Annotated in this window: 16 protein-coding genes; 5 read left to right on the top strand and 11 right to left on the bottom strand. The window is 61.5% G+C overall.

The genetic code is table 11. The features are described from left to right. The 7 genes from HY836_RS11545 to HY836_RS11515 form a co-directional block, all read right to left on the bottom strand. Complete coding sequence (locus HY836_RS11545) at positions 1-1,215, bottom strand: ribonucleotide-diphosphate reductase subunit beta (RefSeq protein WP_290676299.1); 1,215 nt, start codon at positions 1,213-1,215, stop codon at positions 1-3. A gap of 227 nt (positions 1,216-1,442) precedes the next feature. Then, positions 1,443-4,307, bottom strand: coding sequence for a ribonucleoside-diphosphate reductase subunit alpha (locus HY836_RS11540; RefSeq protein WP_290676304.1), 2,865 nt, complete (start codon positions 4,305-4,307; stop codon positions 1,443-1,445). Positions 4,308-4,592: 285 nt separating this feature from the next. Continuing rightward, the gene (gene ampD, locus HY836_RS11535) at positions 4,593-5,189 is read right to left on the bottom strand and encodes a 1,6-anhydro-N-acetylmuramyl-L-alanine amidase AmpD (protein WP_290676298.1); all 597 of its coding nucleotides are present in this window, start codon (positions 5,187-5,189) and stop codon (positions 4,593-4,595) included. Between the two features lie 10 nt (positions 5,190-5,199). Continuing rightward, positions 5,200-6,759, bottom strand: a complete 1,560-nt coding sequence (locus HY836_RS11530; RefSeq protein WP_290676297.1) for a sigma-54 dependent transcriptional regulator — start codon at positions 6,757-6,759, stop codon at positions 5,200-5,202. Next, positions 6,756-8,621 carry an ATP-binding protein gene (locus HY836_RS11525; protein WP_290676296.1) on the bottom strand — a complete coding sequence of 622 codons (1,866 nt, stop codon included), beginning with the start codon at positions 8,619-8,621 and terminating at the stop codon, positions 6,756-6,758. The genes HY836_RS11530 and HY836_RS11525 overlap by 4 nt, the downstream gene beginning before the upstream one ends. Then, positions 8,618-8,869, bottom strand: coding sequence for a PP0621 family protein (locus tag HY836_RS11520; RefSeq protein WP_290676295.1), 252 nt, complete (start codon positions 8,867-8,869; stop codon positions 8,618-8,620). The genes HY836_RS11525 and HY836_RS11520 overlap by 4 nt, the downstream gene beginning before the upstream one ends. A gap of 19 nt (positions 8,870-8,888) precedes the next feature. Next, positions 8,889-9,752, bottom strand: a complete 864-nt coding sequence (locus tag HY836_RS11515; RefSeq protein WP_290676294.1) for an inner membrane protein YpjD — start codon at positions 9,750-9,752, stop codon at positions 8,889-8,891. 32 nt (positions 9,753-9,784) lie between these two features. On the opposite strand from HY836_RS11515, the gene ffh reads away from it, so the two are divergent. After that, complete coding sequence (gene ffh / locus HY836_RS11510) at positions 9,785-11,164, top strand: signal recognition particle protein (RefSeq protein WP_290676293.1); 1,380 nt, start codon at positions 9,785-9,787, stop codon at positions 11,162-11,164. Positions 11,165-11,344: 180 nt separating this feature from the next. Beyond that, positions 11,345-12,220 carry a DUF2726 domain-containing protein gene (locus tag HY836_RS11505; protein ID WP_290676292.1) on the top strand — a complete coding sequence of 292 codons (876 nt, stop codon included), beginning with the start codon at positions 11,345-11,347 and terminating at the stop codon, positions 12,218-12,220. 29 nt (positions 12,221-12,249) lie between these two features. On the opposite strand, the gene ftsY is transcribed toward HY836_RS11505, so the two are convergent. Then, on the bottom strand, positions 12,250-13,386 hold the full coding sequence (ftsY, locus tag HY836_RS11500; RefSeq protein WP_290676291.1) for a signal recognition particle-docking protein FtsY: 1,137 nt from the start codon (positions 13,384-13,386) through the stop codon (positions 12,250-12,252). A gap of 58 nt (positions 13,387-13,444) precedes the next feature. On the opposite strand from ftsY, the gene rsmD reads away from it, so the two are divergent. Genes rsmD through HY836_RS11485 form a run of 3 tightly spaced genes read left to right on the top strand, consistent with a single transcriptional unit; the run spans position 13,445 to position 14,961 of the window. Then, the gene (gene rsmD, locus HY836_RS11495) at positions 13,445-14,128 is read left to right on the top strand and encodes a 16S rRNA (guanine(966)-N(2))-methyltransferase RsmD (RefSeq protein ID WP_290676290.1); all 684 of its coding nucleotides are present in this window, start codon (positions 13,445-13,447) and stop codon (positions 14,126-14,128) included. A 42-nt stretch (positions 14,129-14,170) separates the two neighbouring features. Next, on the top strand, positions 14,171-14,671 hold the full coding sequence (gene coaD / locus HY836_RS11490; protein ID WP_290676289.1) for a pantetheine-phosphate adenylyltransferase: 501 nt from the start codon (positions 14,171-14,173) through the stop codon (positions 14,669-14,671). Positions 14,672-14,706: 35 nt separating this feature from the next. Further along, the gene (locus tag HY836_RS11485; protein ID WP_290676288.1) at positions 14,707-14,961 is read left to right on the top strand and encodes a YfhL family 4Fe-4S dicluster ferredoxin; all 255 of its coding nucleotides are present in this window, start codon (positions 14,707-14,709) and stop codon (positions 14,959-14,961) included. A 10-nt stretch (positions 14,962-14,971) separates the two neighbouring features. Here the strand turns inward: HY836_RS11485 and HY836_RS11480 are convergent, their stop codons facing one another. The 3 genes from HY836_RS11480 to HY836_RS11470 all read right to left on the bottom strand — a co-directional run bounded on the left by HY836_RS11480 (position 14,972) and on the right by HY836_RS11470 (position 16,907). Beyond that, positions 14,972-15,484, bottom strand: coding sequence for a hypothetical protein (locus HY836_RS11480; protein ID WP_290676287.1), 513 nt, complete (start codon positions 15,482-15,484; stop codon positions 14,972-14,974). 46 nt (positions 15,485-15,530) lie between these two features. After that, positions 15,531-16,193 (bottom strand): aminoacyl-tRNA hydrolase, encoded by a 663-nt coding sequence (gene pth, locus HY836_RS11475; protein ID WP_290676286.1) that lies wholly within the window; start codon positions 16,191-16,193, stop codon positions 15,531-15,533. Between the two features lie 90 nt (positions 16,194-16,283). Then, on the bottom strand, positions 16,284-16,907 hold the full coding sequence (locus tag HY836_RS11470; RefSeq protein ID WP_290676285.1) for a 50S ribosomal protein L25/general stress protein Ctc: 624 nt from the start codon (positions 16,905-16,907) through the stop codon (positions 16,284-16,286). Positions 16,908-16,988 lie beyond the last annotated feature (81 nt).

Genomic DNA, 16,988 nt, shown 5'->3' with positions numbered 1-16,988 from the left:
TCAATCCCAGGACAGGGCACCGCCCGACTGGTATTCAATAACTCGGGTCTCGAAGAAGTTGCGTTCCTTCTTCAAATCAATCATTTCACTCATCCAGGGGAAGGGGTTCTCTTCATTGGGGAACAACTCTTCCAGACCAATCTGCGTGGCGCGACGGTTCGCGATGTATCTCAGGTAGCCCTTGAACATGGACGCGTTCAAGCCCAGCACGCCACGCGGCATGGTGTCTTCAGCGTATCGGTATTCAAGTTCCACAGCTTTAATGAAAAGCGCCTTGATTTCAGCCTTGAATTGCGCCGTCCACAGATGTGGGTTTTCCAATTTGAGCTGGTTGATGAGGTCGATACCGAAGTTGCAGTGCATCGATTCATCGCGCAGGATGTATTGATACTGCTCGGCGGCGCCCGTCATTTTGTTCTGACGCCCCAGTGCCAGGATCTGGGTGAAACCCACGTAGAAGAACAGGCCTTCCATCAGGCAGGCGAACACGATCAGCGACTTCAGCAGCGTCTGATCGGTCTCCATCGTGCCGGTGTTGAAGTTCGGGTCCATGATCGCTTCAATGAAAGGAAGCAGGAACTCGTCCTTGTCGCGGATCGATTGAACTTCGTGATACGCATTGAAGATTTCGGACTCATCCAGGCCCAGCGATTCAACAATGTATTGATAGGCGTGGGTGTGGATGGCTTCTTCAAAAGCCTGGCGCAGCAGGAACTGGCGGCACTCGGGCGCCGTGATGTGGCGATAGGTGCCCAACACAATGTTGTTGGCAGCCAGCGAGTCGGCCGTGACGAAGAAGCCGAGGTTGCGCTTGATGATGCGGCGCTCGTCTTCGCTCAGACCATTGGGATCCTTCCACAAGGCGATGTCGCGAGACATGTTCACTTCTTGTGGCATCCAGTGGTTGGCGCAGGTGGCCAGATACTTTTCCCAAGCCCACTTGTATTTGAAAGGCACCAGTTGGTTGACGTCGGTCTGACCATTGATGATGCGCTTGTCGGCCACGTTCACGCGACGGGTCGAGCCACCAATGGGGGCTGCAGTTGTCGGTGTGGTGGAGGGCATGGTGCTTGCGCTTGATGCGCCGGATGCAATGCTTGCCTGGCCAGTCGCGAGAGGTGACGAGGCCGTGTTCCGTGCATCGCCAAGCGAAGAGGGCACAGAACCGATGGGCATTGAAGATGAGTTGGAGGAGTCGTCTTCCCAGACCAGCATGGTGAACATCCTATGGAGTCGGATTATGAAAGGGTGTTGTTAAAAACACCAAGCACTTCTTGACATGAAAGGCCCGTGGTTGTTGCGGGCTTGCATCGAAATGCATCAAGAAGATGCTGAAAGATCATCAGTTGAACAAGGCCTCACACCTTGATGGAGATGTTGAGGCCTTGTTGTTCATGTTGATGAAGTGCGAGTCATCGTGCATTGATCACTCGCAAGTCATGTCATTGGCAAGCTTCGCAATCGGGGTTGTCGATCGAGCAGAACTTGATGTCGGTCGCAGGTTCGGCTTGTGCCACTTCAACAGGTGCTTGTGCTTGCTGCGCTGCAGCGTTCATGCCGCCACCCACCATGTTGGACACGGCATTGAGTTGGCCGCGAGACACGGTCGACTTCTCTGCATGCGTGGCGCTGATGGTGCGCAGGTAGTAAGTGGTCTTGAGGCCACGCACCCATGCGAGCTTGTAGGTCTCGTCGAGCTTCTTGCCCGATGCGCCTGCCATATAGATATTGAGCGACTGAGCCTGGTCGATCCACTTCTGGCGACGCGATGCGGCTTCAACCAGCCACACCGGTTCAACTTCGAACGCGGTGGCGTACAGGTTCTTGAGCTCTTCAGGCACGCGGTCGATGCGGCGCAGCGAGCCGTCGAAGTGCTTGAGGTCCATGACCATGACGTCGTCCCACAGGCCCAGCTTCTTCAGGTCGCGCACCAGGTATTCGTTGACCACGGTGAATTCGCCCGACAGGTTGGACTTCACGGACAGGTTGCCGAAAGAAGGCTCGATCGAAGCGTCCACACCAATGATGTTGGAGATGGTGGCGGTCGGCGCGATGGCCACGCAGTTGGAGTTGCGCATGCCGAAGGTGGCGATGCGGGCACGCAGGGCATCCCAGTCCATCGAGGTCGAGCTGTCGACTTCAACGTAACCGCCGCGTTGCTCGGCCAGCAGCTTGAGCGAGTCGATCGGCAGGATGCCGCGATCCCACAGCGAGCCACGGTAGCTGGAGTAACGGCCGCGTTCTTCAGCCAGTTCCGTCGAAGCCCAGTAGGCGTAGTAGCAGACGGCTTCCATCGAGCGATCGGCAAACTCGATCGCTTCCTGGCTGGCGTAAGGCGTGCGCAATTGATAGAGCGCGTCCTGGAAACCCATGATGCCTAAGCCGACAGGGCGGTGGCGCAGGTTGGAGTCACGGGCCTTCTTGACGGCGTAGTAGTTGATGTCGATGACGTTGTCGAGCATGCGCATCGCCGTCTTCACGGTCTTCTTGACCTTCTCCTGGTCGATGGCACCATCTTTGATGTGCTGAGCCAGGTTGACCGAGCCCAGGTTGCACACGGCGATTTCGCCACCGTTGGTATTCAGGGTGATCTCGGTGCACAGGTTCGACGAGTGCACCACGCCAACGTGTTGTTGCGGCGAGCGAACGTTGCAGGCGTCCTTGAAGGTGATCCAGGGGTGGCCGGTTTCGAACAGCATCGACAGCATGCGACGCCACATGTCGGTGGCCTTCACGCGCTTGAACAGCTTGATCTCGCCGCGGTCAGCCTTGGCTTCGTAGTTGGTGTAGGCCTCTTCGAAGGCGATGCCGAACTTGTCGTGCAGATCAGGGCAGGTGGCGGGCGAGAACAAGGTCCAGTCGCCGTTTTCCATCACGCGACGCATGAACAGGTCGGGGATCCAGTTGGCCGTGTTCATGTCGTGGGTACGACGGCGGTCGTCACCGGTGTTCTTGCGCAGCTCCAGGAATTCTTCAACGTCCAGGTGCCACGATTCCAGATAGGCGCAGACGGCGCCCTTGCGCTTGCCGCCCTGGTTCACGGCCACGGCGGTGTCGTTGACCACCTTCAGGAAAGGGACCACGCCTTGTGACTTGCCATTGGTGCCCTTGATGTGCGAGCCCAGTGCACGCACAGGGGTCCAGTCGTTGCCCAGGCCGCCGGCGAACTTGGACAGCAGGGCGTTTTCCTTGATGGCTTCGTAGATACCGTCGAGGTCGTCAGGCACGGTGGTCAGGTAGCACGACGACAGTTGCGAGCGACGGGTGCCGGAGTTGAACAGCGTGGGGGTCGACGACATGAAGTCGAACGAGGACAGCAGTTCATAGAACTCGATGGCGCGAGCTTCGCGGTCGATTTCGTTGAGGGCCAGGCCCATGGCCACGCGCATGAAGAAAGCTTGCGGCATTTCAATGCGCTTGCCTTCGGTGTGCAGGAAGTAGCGGTCGTACAGGGTTTGCAGGCCGAGGTAGTCGAAGTTCAGGTCGCGCTCATATTTAAGAGCGGCACCCAGTCGGGCCAGGTCGAACTGCTGCATGCGGTCATCCAGCAGCTCGGCTTCCACGCCCTTCTTGATGAACTGAGGGAAGTACTCGGCGTAGCGCGTGGCCATTTCGGCGTGCGTCACTTCATCGCCGAGGATTTCGCGGCGGATGGTGTGCTGCAGCAGGCGAGCGGTGGCGCGGGTGTAGGCAGGGTCGTGCTCGATGCGGGTGCGGGCGGCCAGGATGGCGGCCTTGTAGACCTCGTCGATGGAGACGCCGTCATACAGATTGCGTTGGGTCTCGGCCAGGATGGGGGCCGCCTTGACGTCATCGCCCAGGCCGGAGCAGGCTTCCACGATGAGGCCTTGCAGGCGTGCCAGATCCAGAGGGACGCGTTGACCGCGGTCGATCACGGTCAGGGTGGGCAGGGCTGCAGCTTGTTGTGCATCGGCCTGCTTGGCGCGCTCTTGCGAACGGCGCTCGCGGTACAGCACGTAAGCGCGGGCGATTTCGTGGTGACCACCGCGCATCAGGGACAGTTCGACCTGATCCTGGATGTCTTCAATGTGGAAGGTGCCGCCGCTTGGACGCGAACGCAGCAGACCGCGCACGACCATCTCGGTCAGACCGTCAACGGTTTCGCGCACGGAAGCCGATGCAGCACCTTGCGTGCCGTGCACGGCCAGGAAGGCCTTCATCAAAGCGACGGCAATCTTGCTGGGTTCGAACGAGACGACCGCACCATTGCGTCGGATGATCTGGTAGGCCGAGTACGCGGACTGGCGAGGCTCGACAGCCATGGCAGCGGCGGATGCGCCGGGCATGACGGAGGCAGAGGTAGGCATGGTGCTGGGCGTGGACGTTTGCATGTAATTCCCTTCAGGATCGCCAGGCTGGTGATGGGGTTCAGCCTGTTGAAATCAGGCAGCGGGGTGACCGGCTGCCAACTGCGGAGGACACTATATCTGGTGTTTGGTGTGCTGTTGAGCACTACCTGTAGTGTCTGGGTGTGACTATAACGCTTTTTTACACCCACCCCGCGAACAGGGGGAAAAACAAGGGAAATCGCCAATGGGGGAAGTCGGCATGACAGCCGACTGGGAAGCGGTTTAGGCGGTCTGCGATGGGTTTTGCAATCCGGCAAATTGGGCCGCAGGGCGCCCTGTCAGTGCTTGCAGACGCCCCCAGTCGAAGGCTGATCCTGGGTCTCGTTTGCGGCCTGGTGCCACGTGCTCGTGTCCCGCGATCTGTGTGATGGGCCAGCGTTGTGAGAGCGCATCAAGAAGGGTGCCGAGCGCCTCATATTGAGCCGTCTCGAAGGGGGTGTCTTCCAGGCCTTCGAGTTCAATGCCCACGCTGTAGTCGTTGCAATTGTCCCGGCCTTGCCAGCTGGAACGACCTGCGTGCCACGCCCTGTCTCGTACGGACACGAACTGCAGCAACTCGCCCGTGCGTCGGATTACGAAGTGCGCTGACACCTCGGCGCCTCGGATCTGTTCGAAGTAGGGATGTGCCGACCAGTCCAGCCGATTGGTGAACAGGCGCTCGATCTCGTCACCACCGTAGATGCCGGGCGGCAGGCTGATGGAGTGGATCACCACCGTGTTGATGTCCGTATCAGCCGGGCGTGGGCCGAAATTGGGTGAGGGGATGCGGCGGGCATGCTGGAGCCAGCCGTCCTGCCCTATCGCTTGCGAATCAGACATGGCGGGCGTCTCAGGCTGGATCAGCATCGGCATCCGGGTCGAAGCGTTCGCCCAGCACGATGCCATGCTCTGTGACGTGTACGCCCAGACGCGCCATGCGGTAGCGCATCTGGCGCAAGGACAGTCCGAGGCTGGCACCCGCAGCCGTGCGGTTGAGTCGGTGATGCTCCAGTGCGCGAACGAGGATGTCACGTTCAATCTGGTCGAGATGCGTGACCAGGTCGCTTGGCAGTGCCACTTTGTCCAGCGCTTGAGGCTGCGCATCGACACTCATGTGCGCCATGGGATGAATGGGCGCGGGCACCTCGATCGTGATCTGATCCAGCGAAGGCGTGGGGGTGGCCAGTCCCAGATCTTCGGGCTCCAGCATGTGGTGCCCACTGAGTGCTACTGCACGGTGCAGCAGGTTTTCCAGTTCGCGCACATTGCCTGGAAAGCGATGGCTCAGCAGCGCCGATTGGGCCGCCAGGCTCAGTTGCGGCACCGCAGCTTGCCCTGATTCATGGGCGATGCGCTCCAGAATGCGCATGCTCAACAGGGGCAGGTCTTCCAGGCGCTCGCGCAATGCCGGCAAGGTGATCTGGATGACATTGAGCCGGTAGAACAGATCCTGGCGGAAGCGGCCGGCCAGTACTTCGGCCTGGAGGTCTTTGTGTGTGGCACTGATGATGCGCACGTCCACCAGGATTTCCTGCGTGGCGCCAACGGGTCGCACGGCGCGCTCCTGTATGGCGCGCAGCAGCTTGGACTGCATGGCCAGTGGCAGGTCGCCGATTTCGTCCAGGAAGAGCGTGCCGCTGTTGGCCGCCTGGAAGAAACCTTCTCGCTCTTCATTGGCGCCCGTGAAGGCACCTTTTCTGTGGCCGAAGAACTCGGCTTCCAGCAGTTGCTCGGGAATGGCGCCGCAGTTCACCGCGATGAAGGGCTGAGCGGATCGGTTGCTGGCATCGTGGATGGCGCGGGACACCAGTTCCTTGCCCGTGCCAGACTCGCCCCACAGCAGCACCGGCGCCATGCTGCGAGAGACCTTGTCGATCATCACGCGCACCTGCTGCATGCCCACGCTGTTGCCCGCCAGTCTGGACAAAGCCGTGCGGCTTTTTTCCGACAGCGTGCTCACAGGCTCGGCGGCCATGACGATGCTGGATGGGCTTGCCACACCTGTCGCTGGCTGAAAGGTGGGACTGGGCGCGAGTGTGCTGGACAGCGCCGAGGCCACGACCGAGCGGAACAGTTTGAGGTCAACTGGCTTGGTCAGGTAGTCGTAGGCGCCAGCCTTGAGGGCGCTGACCGCGTTTTCTGCAGAACCATAGGCCGTGATGACGATGGCCTTTTCTCTGCGGCCTTCCGATTCGATCTGTCTGAGGATATCCAGCCCGGTGCCGTCTGGCAGGCGCATGTCGGTGATGACCGCACTGAAAGAATGCTCGGCCAGCAACTGCTTGGCTTCTTCCACGGTCCCGGCTGTTTCGATGTCATAGCCTTCGCGCAGCAGGGTCAGTTCATACAGTGTGCGCAGGTCGGGCTCGTCGTCAACAACAAGCAGGCGATGATTGGCTGGGGTGCTCATACGGTAGGGTTGCTTGGCGCCAAGGGCTCAACGGGCACGGTGACGAAAAATTCGTTGCGATGCCGCAGTGGCAGGGGGTGCAGTCGATAGTCGATGTTGGCGCCGTGTCGCTCGCACAGTTCCCGGCAAATATACAGGCCCAGGCCCGTGCCTCTGCTGCGCGTGGAAAAGAAGGGCTCGAACAAGGACCGCTCGGTATCAGCCGAAACAGGCGCGCCGTCGTTGGAAACCGATAGCATCAACATGCCCGCCGGATCAGCCGATGGCATCCAGCGCAAGGTCACATTGATGGCGCCCGGCTCGCCGGAGTTGTAGCGCAGGGCGTTGTCCAGCAGATTGACCAGCACGCGTTGCAGATGCTCGGGCTCGAACCGGATCTTGAGATGTGGGTAGGTGGGCGCCCGCTGGCAGCCGGAGGCGTCAATATCGAGCAGGCTGTCTTCGCCTGGTGCCAGGCCTTGTGTGCTGCGCCAGTCATTGCAGATGGCCACGATCGTCTCAAGGGGGTCGATGGCTGGTGCGGGTGGGCGAATGCCAGGGGCCACGGCCAGGATGTCATCAATGATGTGCTTGAGTCGGCCGACGTTGTCGGTCACCAGTTGGGTGAGCTTGACCTGCGTGGCCGTGGCCGCGTCTTCGGCCAGCAAAGCGTTGGCTTGCGCGATGGCAGCCAGGGGGTTGCGGATTTCGTGCGCGATGCCCGCGGACATGCGCCCCATGGCAGCGAGCTTGTCCTGTCGCTGGCGGGTGCGCACGGTGCGAAGGTCTTCCAGCAGCATCACGCACATGTCCTCGGGCGTGCGGCCCCCTTTGCCCTTGGTGAAGCGCACGCGCAGGCGCAGGTCGCGCTGGCTTTGGTCATCAAACACGAGCTTCACGTCCTGGCCATCTTCGGCTCGCTGCGGACTGCTTTGCCCACGCTCTACGGCGTTGATCAGGTCTTGCCAGGCTGGCACGCCACGCAATTGAAATGGCGCGGATGGCACCAGGCCTTGCGATGCCAGCAGGCGCCTGGCGGCCGGGTTGGCTGTGCGAACGCGGCCCTGCCTGTCGACCACCATGACGCCCTCGGTCATCTCCTCGATCACAAGGCGGTTAAGTTGGGCTTGTTGCCTTGCCAGTTCCAGGCTGCCTCGCGCGCTGCGCTCTTCTTTGGCGAGGCGGGCAGAGAGTTCGCTGGCCAGGGCTGCGATGGCAAACAAGCCGAAGCCCGTCAGCCCGGCTTGCGTCATCAGTGCCGTCAGGTTGTTGCTGTCTTCACCTTGAAGAAGCGCCGCAGCCAGCAAATTGAGTGTGGCGGCCGCTGCGACGCCCAGAGCCGTGATGCGCGTCATCAGAACGGCCGCCATCAGCACCGGCAGCACCAGCAAGGCCTGAGAGTTCACCGCACTGCCGGTGAAGTAGTGCATGACGGCAAAGAACGCCAGGTCAATGCCCACGCTGGCCAGTGCCTGACGGGGGCGCAGGGACTGGAGTTCAGTCCGGTGGCCCTGGTTTGACGCGGGCAGGGTCAACAAGGCAACCGTGACGATGGCGTAGCCGAATGTGGACAGAAAAAGCCACAGGGGCGGGTGGCCACCTAGCAGCCACGAGCCGACGACCACGCCGAGCAGGACCACCGCCAGCGCAAAGCGCGCGGTCAGGAATGCACGGTAGATGCGGTGGAAGGAGGCTCTGTTGGCCTCGCTCGTTCTGATTGGCGAGGTGGCACGCCCCTGGGTTTGCTGGGTGCTTTCGGCAAAGCCTGTATCGTTGATGCCAGGGTCAGCCCAGGGCTGGGTGTCCGCATCCGGAGGGGAGCCAAACCACGAGGCCTGGGTGTCCCTGGCTGGCGCTGGTGACATCGGGGTGTGTCTGTTCACGCTTGGCTCGGACCTGCTTGCAGATGCGCGGAGCTGCAATAGAGATGGCCATGGCCATCCTTGACCGTGTCGCCCTCAGGCAAATGCACCCCGCAATGGGCGCACTGCACCATGTTCTCAGCCTGTTTGGGCGTGGAAGCGGGAGCGGGCTTCGGCGGTGCAGGGGGCTTCCCCTTGAGTTTGCCTCGCAAGGCCGGCGAGTAAAACAGCCAGATGACGACCAACGCGAGCAGCAGGTATTTCAACATGGTGGACTTGTGTGTAGGCTCACGCGGATGTGGACCGATGCAGGACCACTTCGAGCACAAAGCGGGAGCCCACGTAGGCCAGCAGCAACAGTGTGGAGCCCGCAACCAGCCAGCGCACTGCCTGCCTGCCGCGCCATCCGAAGCGCGCACGGCCGATCAGCAGCATCGCAAATACCAGCCAGGACAGCACCGAGAAGACGGTCTTGTGATCCCAGCGCCAGGGCGTGGCAAACAAGGCGCCCAGCAGCAAGGTCATGCTGAGCATCGCAAAACCTGCTCCGACAAACCGCAGTGTCAGTGACTCCAGGCGCAACAAAGGCATGCCCAGCGCCTGGCCTGGCATGGCCGGAGCCGGGATCTGGCCGGATACGGGTTTGGCGCGCAGTTGTTTTTCTGCATGTCGAAGCAGGGCGGCGTGAAGCAGGGCTGCGCCGATGAGGCCATAGGAGGCAAAGCCCGTCAGCCAGTGCAGCGGGGCCCATGGGGAGCCGACCTTGGGGTGCTCCTGCCCAGGAAACAGCCAGGCCAGACAGACTGTGATGGCAGCCAGAACAGCCAGCACGCGACGCACGCTGGGCAGACCCAGGCGCCTGTTTTCAAGGGCGTACACGGCCAGCACCAGCCAGGTCGTGACCGACAGGGCGGGGGCAAATCCGAAACGAGCGCGCCATTCGGGGCCATCAAACGCCACGGTATCCAGCACAATGGCCACTGCCTGCGCCATCCAGCCCAGGCACAAGGCAGCCCAGACTGGTCTTTCCTGCTGACTGTTACCCTGACTGGAGGGGGTTTGCGGCCAGACGCTGGCCAGCACATATGCCAATACCGCCAGGCAACTGGGCCAGAACGTGGAAGACGTGAACGAGGCGGGCGATAAAATCATGTCTCGAGTTTAAGAGCACAAGCAGCTATTTCATGGCATCCAACCTCACAGAACGACTGAGTCGCCTGGTTAAAACCATGCGCGGCCAGGCCCGCATCACCGAATCCAACGTGCAGGACATGTTGCGTGAGGTCCGCATGGCGCTGCTGGAGGCCGACGTGGCCTTGCCGGTCGTCAAGGACTTCATCGCCCGCGTCAAGGACAAAGCCCTGGGCCAGGAGGTGGTGTCGTCGCTGACGCCTGGTCAGGTGCTGGTCAGCATCGTCCAGAAGGAAATGGCCGCCACGATGGGTGAGGGCATTTCCGACATCAACCTGGCCACGCAGCCGCCCGCGATCATCCTGATGGCCGGCTTGCAGGGGGCCGGCAAAACCACGACGACGGCCAAGCTGGCCAAGCACCTGATCGAAAAGCGCAAGAAGAAGGTGTTGACGGTTTCGGCTGACATCTACCGCCCGGCCGCCATCGAGCAGCTCAAGACGGTGACCGCGCAGGCCGGTGCCGAATGGTTCCCCTCCGACCCGAGTCAGAAGCCGCACGACATCGCGCTGGCCGCGATTGACTACGCCAAGCGCCATTACTTTGATGTGCTGCTGTTCGACACGGCAGGTCGCCTGGCGATTGACGAAGTCCTGATGGCCGAAATCAAGGATCTGCATGCCTTGCTCAATCCGGTCGAAACCCTGTTCGTGGTCGACGCCATGCAGGGTCAGGATGCCGTCAACACGGCCAAGGCCTTCAAGGATGCCTTGCCGCTGACCGGTGTGGTGCTGACCAAGCTGGACGGCGACTCGCGCGGTGGTGCGGCGCTGTCCGTGCGTCAGATCACGGGTGTGCCCATCAAGTTTGCCGGCGTCTCCGAAAAGATCGATGGCCTGGAAGTCTTCGATGCGGAGCGCCATGCCGGCCGCGTGCTGGGCATGGGTGACATCGTCGCCCTGGTTGAAGAGGTGCAAAAGGGCGTGGACATCGAGGCCGCCCAGAAGCTGGCCGAGAAGGTCAAGTCCGGTGCCGACTTTGATTTCAACGACTTCCTGGCCCAGATCAGCCAGATGAAGAAGATGGGCGGTTTGTCCGGCCTCATCGACAAGCTGCCGACCGAACTGGCGGCCAAGGCGGGTCAGGCCGACATGGGCAAGGCCGAGCGTGACATGCGCCGCATGGAAGGCATCATCAGCGCCATGACGGCCAAGGAGCGCCGCCAGCCCGCCTTGCTGATGGACGGCAAGACGAAGGCCAGCCGCAAGCGCCGCATTGCACAAGGTGCTGGTGTGCAGATTCAGGACGTCAACCGCCTGCTCACGCAATTCGATCAGATGCAGAGCATGATGAAGAAAATGAAGGGCGGCGGGCTTTTCAAGATGATGAAACGCATGGGCGGCATGAAGGGCCTGCCCGGCATGGGCCGCTGATACCGCTTGTCACGACCCTGTCCGTAAACCCGATTGACCCTTGCCGGGCGCCCCTGTTAGCGTGTGTGACATGTGTTGCGCATGCAACCTGGGGCTTCAGTCGGATCATGCCTTTGCCGATGAGCCTGATGAAGCCGGGTGCTGTTGGCGCCGGGATGGTACTTGGGCAGGAAGGCCTGAATGATGATGGACATGGTAGCGACCTGGCCGGTCTTGATGGCCGGTATTCTGGGATCCGCCGGCATCGCCGGCGCGTGGTGGTACAGCCGGCATCACCAGGCGGCGCCCAGCCGTCCTGGGCGGGGTGATGCGCCGAAGTCCAAGTCTCGCCAAGAAGGCAAGGCGCGGTTTGGTCGCAAGCCTGCGGATGATTCGGTCGACAACCTCGATACCCTGATGGCCTGGGAGCCAGTGGCTACGCGTGTGTTGACCACGGGTGAGCGTGATGCTTATCACGTTCTGCGCAAGGCCTTGCCCGATCACGTGATCCTGGCGCAGGTTCCGGTGGCTCGTTTCATCAAGGTGCCGACTAAAAATTCCTACAGCGAATGGCTGCGCCGTGTCGGCTCCTTGTGCGCTGATCTGGTCGTGTGTGACATGGCCTCACAGGTGATCGCCGTGGTGGAAATACGCCAGCCCATGTCCAGGGAGAAGGAGCGAAGCCAGCGTCGTCATGCTCGCATGGACAAGGTTCTGGCTGCCGCACGCATCCCCGTTCACATCTGGCTGGAAGGCGCTTTGCCTGGGGCGGCCGTGGCCCGCGAAACCGTTCTGGGCGCGGCCATCAATACCTCCGGCCGTTCCGGCTACAACGATGTCAATGTGGCGCGGCGCGATGCCGAGGCTGCGGCCGTGGTGGCGTCCATGCAGAGCCCGATGGGTGCCATGAACGGCATGAGCGTCAACGAGTCTGCCGTGGATCTGCAATTGGACGACTGGTCTTATGCCGATGACACGCCGGAAGGTGAACGCAAGGAGCCCCCACCTTCAACTTGGTTCGACGACCTCGATTCCAGTGCCATGCCACTGGAAACGGGTGCCGTTCAGCGTCACTGATTGATCGAAATTGCAACCGCGTGTAGGCCTCAGGCTAACAAGGCCTGGGCAAATTCACGGGCGCTGAAGGTCTGCAGATCTTCCAGTTTTTCACCTACGCCGATGAAGTAGACGGGTACGGCGCTGTGCCGTTCGCGCGACCACAAGGCGATGGCGGCGAGCACACCACCCTTGGCCGTGCCGTCCAGCTTGGTCACGATCAGGCCGGTCAGGCCCAGGGCTTCGTCAAAGGCTTTGACCTGCGAGAGCGCGTTCTGGCCTGTGTTGCCGTCCACGACCAGCAGCACTTCATGCGGTGCCGTGTCCATCGCCTTGCCGATCACGCGCTTGACCTTGCGGAGTTCTTCCATCAGGTGCAATTGCGTGGCCAGGCGGCCGGCCGTATCTGCGATCACCACATCACAACCACGTGAGCGACCGGCCTGCACGGCGTCGAACGTGACGGCTGCAGGGTCGCCACCTTCCTGGCTCACGATCTCGACGTGATTGCGGTCAGCCCACACCAGCAGTTGCTCGCGGGCTGCCGCGCGGAAGGTATCGGCCGCGGCCAGCAGCACCTTCTGGCCTGCGTCAGACAGGTGGCGCGTGAGCTTGCCGATGGACGTGGTCTTGCCCGCGCCGTTGACGCCGGCCACCATGATCACCGTCGGCGTATGCAGCCCCACCACCAGGGATTTCTCCAGCGGCTGGAGCAGTTCGGTGATGGCGTCGATCAGCAGGTTTTTGACCTGTGAAGGATCGGTGGCCTTGGTTTCCTTGACGCGACGCTTGAGGTCGGCCAGCAGGTGCTCGGTGGCCGCCACGCCCGCATCCGCCATCAATAAGGCCGATTCGAGTTCCTCATACAGGGCGTCGTCGATCTGTGTGCCCGTGAACACCTGGGCGATGCTGGAGCCGGTCTTGCGCAGACCGGCGCGCAGCTTGTCCAGCCAGGAGCGACGTTCAGGCGCGGGTGCGGGCGAGGACGCTTGGGGCGCTTCGTTGGTGGTGACTGGCGCAGCCGCAGCCGCCGGGGCAGGGGCGCTGACCACCGCAGGCTGTTGAGGAGCGGGCGAGGCTGCTGGAGCCGGTGCAGACGCCTGGACCGCCTCATTGGCGGGCTTGTCCGACGTGGCTTCCGGCTGGGTGGAACCCCACCCCAGCTTTTTCTTGATGAAACTGAACATGCGTGCATTGTACGAGCCGCGGCTTTTTACAATGGGCGTCACCACACGACAGGACAACATGAGCGCAACACGTTCCAACCAACCCGACCCAATCAAGGGTGCGCAGACAAAAGCTGCTCAGAAAGTGGCCCGTACTGCAGCGCAGGAGGTGCGCCTCATTGGCGGACAATGGAAACGTTCGGTTTTGCCGGTGCCGGTTTCCGCTGGCTTGCGCCCCACACCTGGCCGAGTTCGTGAAACCTTGTTCAACTGGCTCGGGCAGGATCTGTCTGGCTGGCGGGTGCTGGACGCCTTCGCCGGCAGTGGTGCGCTGGGCCTGGAAGCAGCCTCGCGTGGCGCCGATGAAGTCACCTTGCTGGAGCGCGAGCCAGCGCTGGTTCGCAACCTGCAGGCCACGCTCACACGCTTGAAGGCCACGCAGGTGAAGTTGCAACAGGCCGAAGCTGTGAGCTGGATGCGCCAGCCTCGCCAGGCGGGTTTGTTTGACCTGGTGTTTCTGGATCCGCCTTTTGATGAGGCGCTGTTCTGGTCTGCGTTGGCTGCAGCGCTGAACTGCGTGCCCGAGGGCGGCTGGATCTATCTGGAGTCACCCACTGCCTTGCAGGACCTGCCCGACGCGGCGCAACACGTTGATCTGATCTCGCAACTGGCGCCGCATCGCCACGGCCAGGCCGGCGAAGTGCACTTTCACCTTTTTCGACGCGTGGCTGCTGGCGAGATGCAGCCACATCCTGCGGCCTGAGCCTTACACTGCGCGCAAAGCCACATCACCTCGGAGTCCCGATTGAGTTCCTCCTCGCTGACCGCTGTCTATCCCGGTACCTTTGACCCCATGACCCTGGGGCACGCTGATCTGATGCGTCGGGCCAGCCAGTTGTTTGGCCGCCTGATTCTGGCGGTCGCGGCAGGGCACCACAAGCGCACGATGTTCACGATTGATGAGCGCCTGGCCATGGCCAAGGAGTTGGCCAGCGACTACGGTAACGTGGAGGTGATTGCGTTCTCCGGCTTGCTGCGTGATTTCGTCGTGAACAACGGCGGCAAGGTGGTGGTGCGCGGTCTGCGCGCCGTCAGTGACTTTGAATACGAGTTTCAGATGGCCGGCATGAACCGCCAGTTGATGCCTGACGTCGAGACGGTGTTCCTCACACCATCGGATCAATACCAGTTTGTGTCCGGTACCTTTGTGCGCGAAATCGCGATGCTCGGTGGCGATGTATCCAAGTTCGTGGCGCCCAGCGTGCTGGCTCGCCTTCATGAGCGCGTGTCGCGCAAGGCAGACTGAGCCGGTTCGCAGTCGATCACTCCAGGCAGAAGTCCATGGCCTTGACCATCACCTCCGAATGCATCAACTGTGATGTGTGTGAGCCCGAGTGCCCCAATCAGGCCATCTCGATGGGCGAGACCATCTATGTGATTGATCCCGCCAAGTGCACCGAGTGTGTCGGGCACTTTGACGAGCCTCAGTGCGTGCAAGTCTGTCCTGTCGAGTGCATTCCGGTTAATCCGGATCACGTGGAGTCACGTGATCAGCTGTGGGTCAAGTATCACAAGCTGCAGGAAAAGGCAGCCTGAACGGGCTTGTTCAACGCGCCAGAGGGATGCTGCCGGGCGGCGTCTGCATTGGCGCCGATGCAGCCATTTTCTTTGGCTTGATGCGAATCGGCTTGGTCATCTCACTGATCGGCACGGGGTCGTGATTGTTCGGTGTGCTTTGGATAACGTGAGGGCCACCTTTGCCTGACAGGCTGATGGCCCGGTTTTTACCGGCCATGCGCTCCTGGTGCCGGCGTTCACGCTGCATTTGCCGGGCCAGTTTGGCATCCCGCTCGGTGTTGTTGGTGGCCTGACGTTGCTGACCACGGGTTCGAGCGTCCTTCAGCGTCACCAGATCACCATTCGCTGCGCACGGTTGCTGGCTGTAGCTGACCTGGCCTGATGGTGCCGTGCAGCGCCAGGTCTGGGTGGTCTGGGCAGCGCGATCTGGCGTTGCTTGTGCCGGGCCGGTGTGCAGCAGCGCCATGATCACAGGCAGGCAGAGCAAGCGCGCCAGTCGATGTGGATGCTGGCGCGAGCCGTTGCCTTCGCGGTGTGTCATTTTTCCTCCTTGTTTTGTTGGGTTCAGGCGTCTGTGCGCGCCTGTATCAACCCGCTTCGTTGTTGCCCGAAGCCGCGTCAGGTTTGACGGGTATCGTCGGCTTGTCGGGCGCTTCCTTGCGTGGTGGCTTGGGTCGTTGCGGCTGCGCGTGCACGATCGTCACGGCTTTCGACATGTCGCCAGCGAGCATGGCGTCCACGGCGTCAAGGGACTGACCGATGCACTTGAAGATGGCTTCTCGCTCCGACTGCGGTGGTTTGCGCAGCACGTAGTTGGCCACCTCGTGTTTGAGGCCAGGATGCCCGATTCCCAGGCGCAGTCGCCAGTAATCCGGTGTGCCCAGTTGAGCGTGGATATCGCGCAGGCCGTTGTGGCCACCATGGCTGCCGCTTTTCTTCAGCTTGACCTGGCCAGGCAGTAAATCGAGTTCGTCGTGAACCACCAGGACTTCTTCTGGCGTGATCTTGAAGAAGCGCGCCAGCGCACCCACCGATTTGCCAGACAGGTTCATATAGGTCTGCGGTTGCAGCAGCCACACGGGGCCTTGCGGCAGGTTGGCTCGGGCAACCAGGCCGTGATAGGCGCGGTCAGGCTGGAGTGACACGCCAAATCGGCGCGCCAGATCGTCAATGAACCAGAACCCGGCGTTGTGCCGGGTGTCTTCGTATTCCGGGCCAGGGTTGCCCAGTCCCACAAACAGTCGAATCATGATGGGTGCGGATTATCGGAGTGGCATCCACAAAAAGAAAAGCCCCGCTTGAGCGGGGCTTGACTTGCAAAAGCGCAAAGGAAGAAGTGATTACTTCTTGCCCTTCTTGCCCTTGGCTGGTTCGGCAGCAGCCACAGGTGCGGCGATGACTTCTTCCACGGGCTCGACAACGGTAGCCAATGTAGGAGCCTTGCGGCCGTGCGTCAGCACCTTGATGTGGGCAGCCAGGCCCAGGTCGTCCACGCCGAAGCTCTGACCCTTGACGGCCTTGCTCAGGTCGCAAGTCAGGAATTCAGGCAGCTGTTCAGCCAGGCACTCGATTTCCAATTCGGTGGTGACGTGGTTGATGATGCACTTGTCAAGCTTGACTGCAGGCGCATCGGCCTCGCCCACGAAGTGCACGGGCACCTTCTTGTGGATGCGGGTGGTGGCGTCAACGCGTTGGAAGTCAACGTGCAGGACCAGGGCCTTGTAGGGGTGAGCCTGGTAGTCGCGCAGCAGAACCTTCTCGACCTTGCCGTTCAGTTCCATGTCGAGCACGGACGAATGGAAGGCTTCCTTGCGCATGGCATGGTACAGCGCGTTGTGGTCGAGTTCGATGTTCTGGGGGGCGGCACCAGCACCGTACACGATGCCGGGGGTCTTGCCAGCGCCGCGCAGGCGGCGGCTCGCTCCGGTCCCCTGCAGGCTGCGCTCAAAAGCTGTGAATTTCATGGATAACTCCAAAGTGGATAAAGCACCCGCGACCAGGTGCTGTGAAAAGACCGGCTTGCCTTGCAGCTTGCCGGTCGAGAA

Origin of the sequence: Aquabacterium sp. (assembly GCF_016234775.1) — a bacterium.
In the GTDB taxonomy this organism is placed as follows: domain Bacteria; phylum Pseudomonadota; class Gammaproteobacteria; order Burkholderiales; family Burkholderiaceae_C; genus Aquabacterium.
The sequence above is the reverse complement of the archived record's forward strand: the minus strand, read 5'-3'. Positions and strand labels throughout refer to the sequence as shown.

Coding starts and splice junctions, on each gene's coding strand:
- ffh (WP_290676293.1), top strand. CDS start 9,785: ATGGCATCCAACCTCACAGAACGACTGAGTCGCCTGGTTAAAACCATG.
- ftsY (WP_290676291.1), bottom strand. CDS start 13,386: ATGTTCAGTTTCATCAAGAAAAAGCTGGGGTGGGGTTCCACCCAGCCG.
- HY836_RS11470 (WP_290676285.1), bottom strand. CDS start 16,907: ATGAAATTCACAGCTTTTGAGCGCAGCCTGCAGGGGACCGGAGCGAGC.
- HY836_RS11545 (WP_290676299.1), bottom strand. CDS start 1,215: ATGCTGGTCTGGGAAGACGACTCCTCCAACTCATCTTCAATGCCCATC.
- HY836_RS11515 (WP_290676294.1), bottom strand. CDS start 9,752: ATGATTTTATCGCCCGCCTCGTTCACGTCTTCCACGTTCTGGCCCAGT.
- HY836_RS11520 (WP_290676295.1), bottom strand. CDS start 8,869: ATGTTGAAATACCTGCTGCTCGCGTTGGTCGTCATCTGGCTGTTTTAC.
- HY836_RS11505 (WP_290676292.1), top strand. CDS start 11,345: ATGATGATGGACATGGTAGCGACCTGGCCGGTCTTGATGGCCGGTATT.
- HY836_RS11480 (WP_290676287.1), bottom strand. CDS start 15,484: ATGACACACCGCGAAGGCAACGGCTCGCGCCAGCATCCACATCGACTG.
- pth (WP_290676286.1), bottom strand. CDS start 16,193: ATGATTCGACTGTTTGTGGGACTGGGCAACCCTGGCCCGGAATACGAA.
- rsmD (WP_290676290.1), top strand. CDS start 13,445: ATGAGCGCAACACGTTCCAACCAACCCGACCCAATCAAGGGTGCGCAG.
- HY836_RS11540 (WP_290676304.1), bottom strand. CDS start 4,307: ATGCCCGGCGCATCCGCCGCTGCCATGGCTGTCGAGCCTCGCCAGTCC.
- HY836_RS11485 (WP_290676288.1), top strand. CDS start 14,707: ATGGCCTTGACCATCACCTCCGAATGCATCAACTGTGATGTGTGTGAG.
- HY836_RS11530 (WP_290676297.1), bottom strand. CDS start 6,759: ATGAGCACCCCAGCCAATCATCGCCTGCTTGTTGTTGACGACGAGCCC.
- ampD (WP_290676298.1), bottom strand. CDS start 5,189: ATGTCTGATTCGCAAGCGATAGGGCAGGACGGCTGGCTCCAGCATGCC.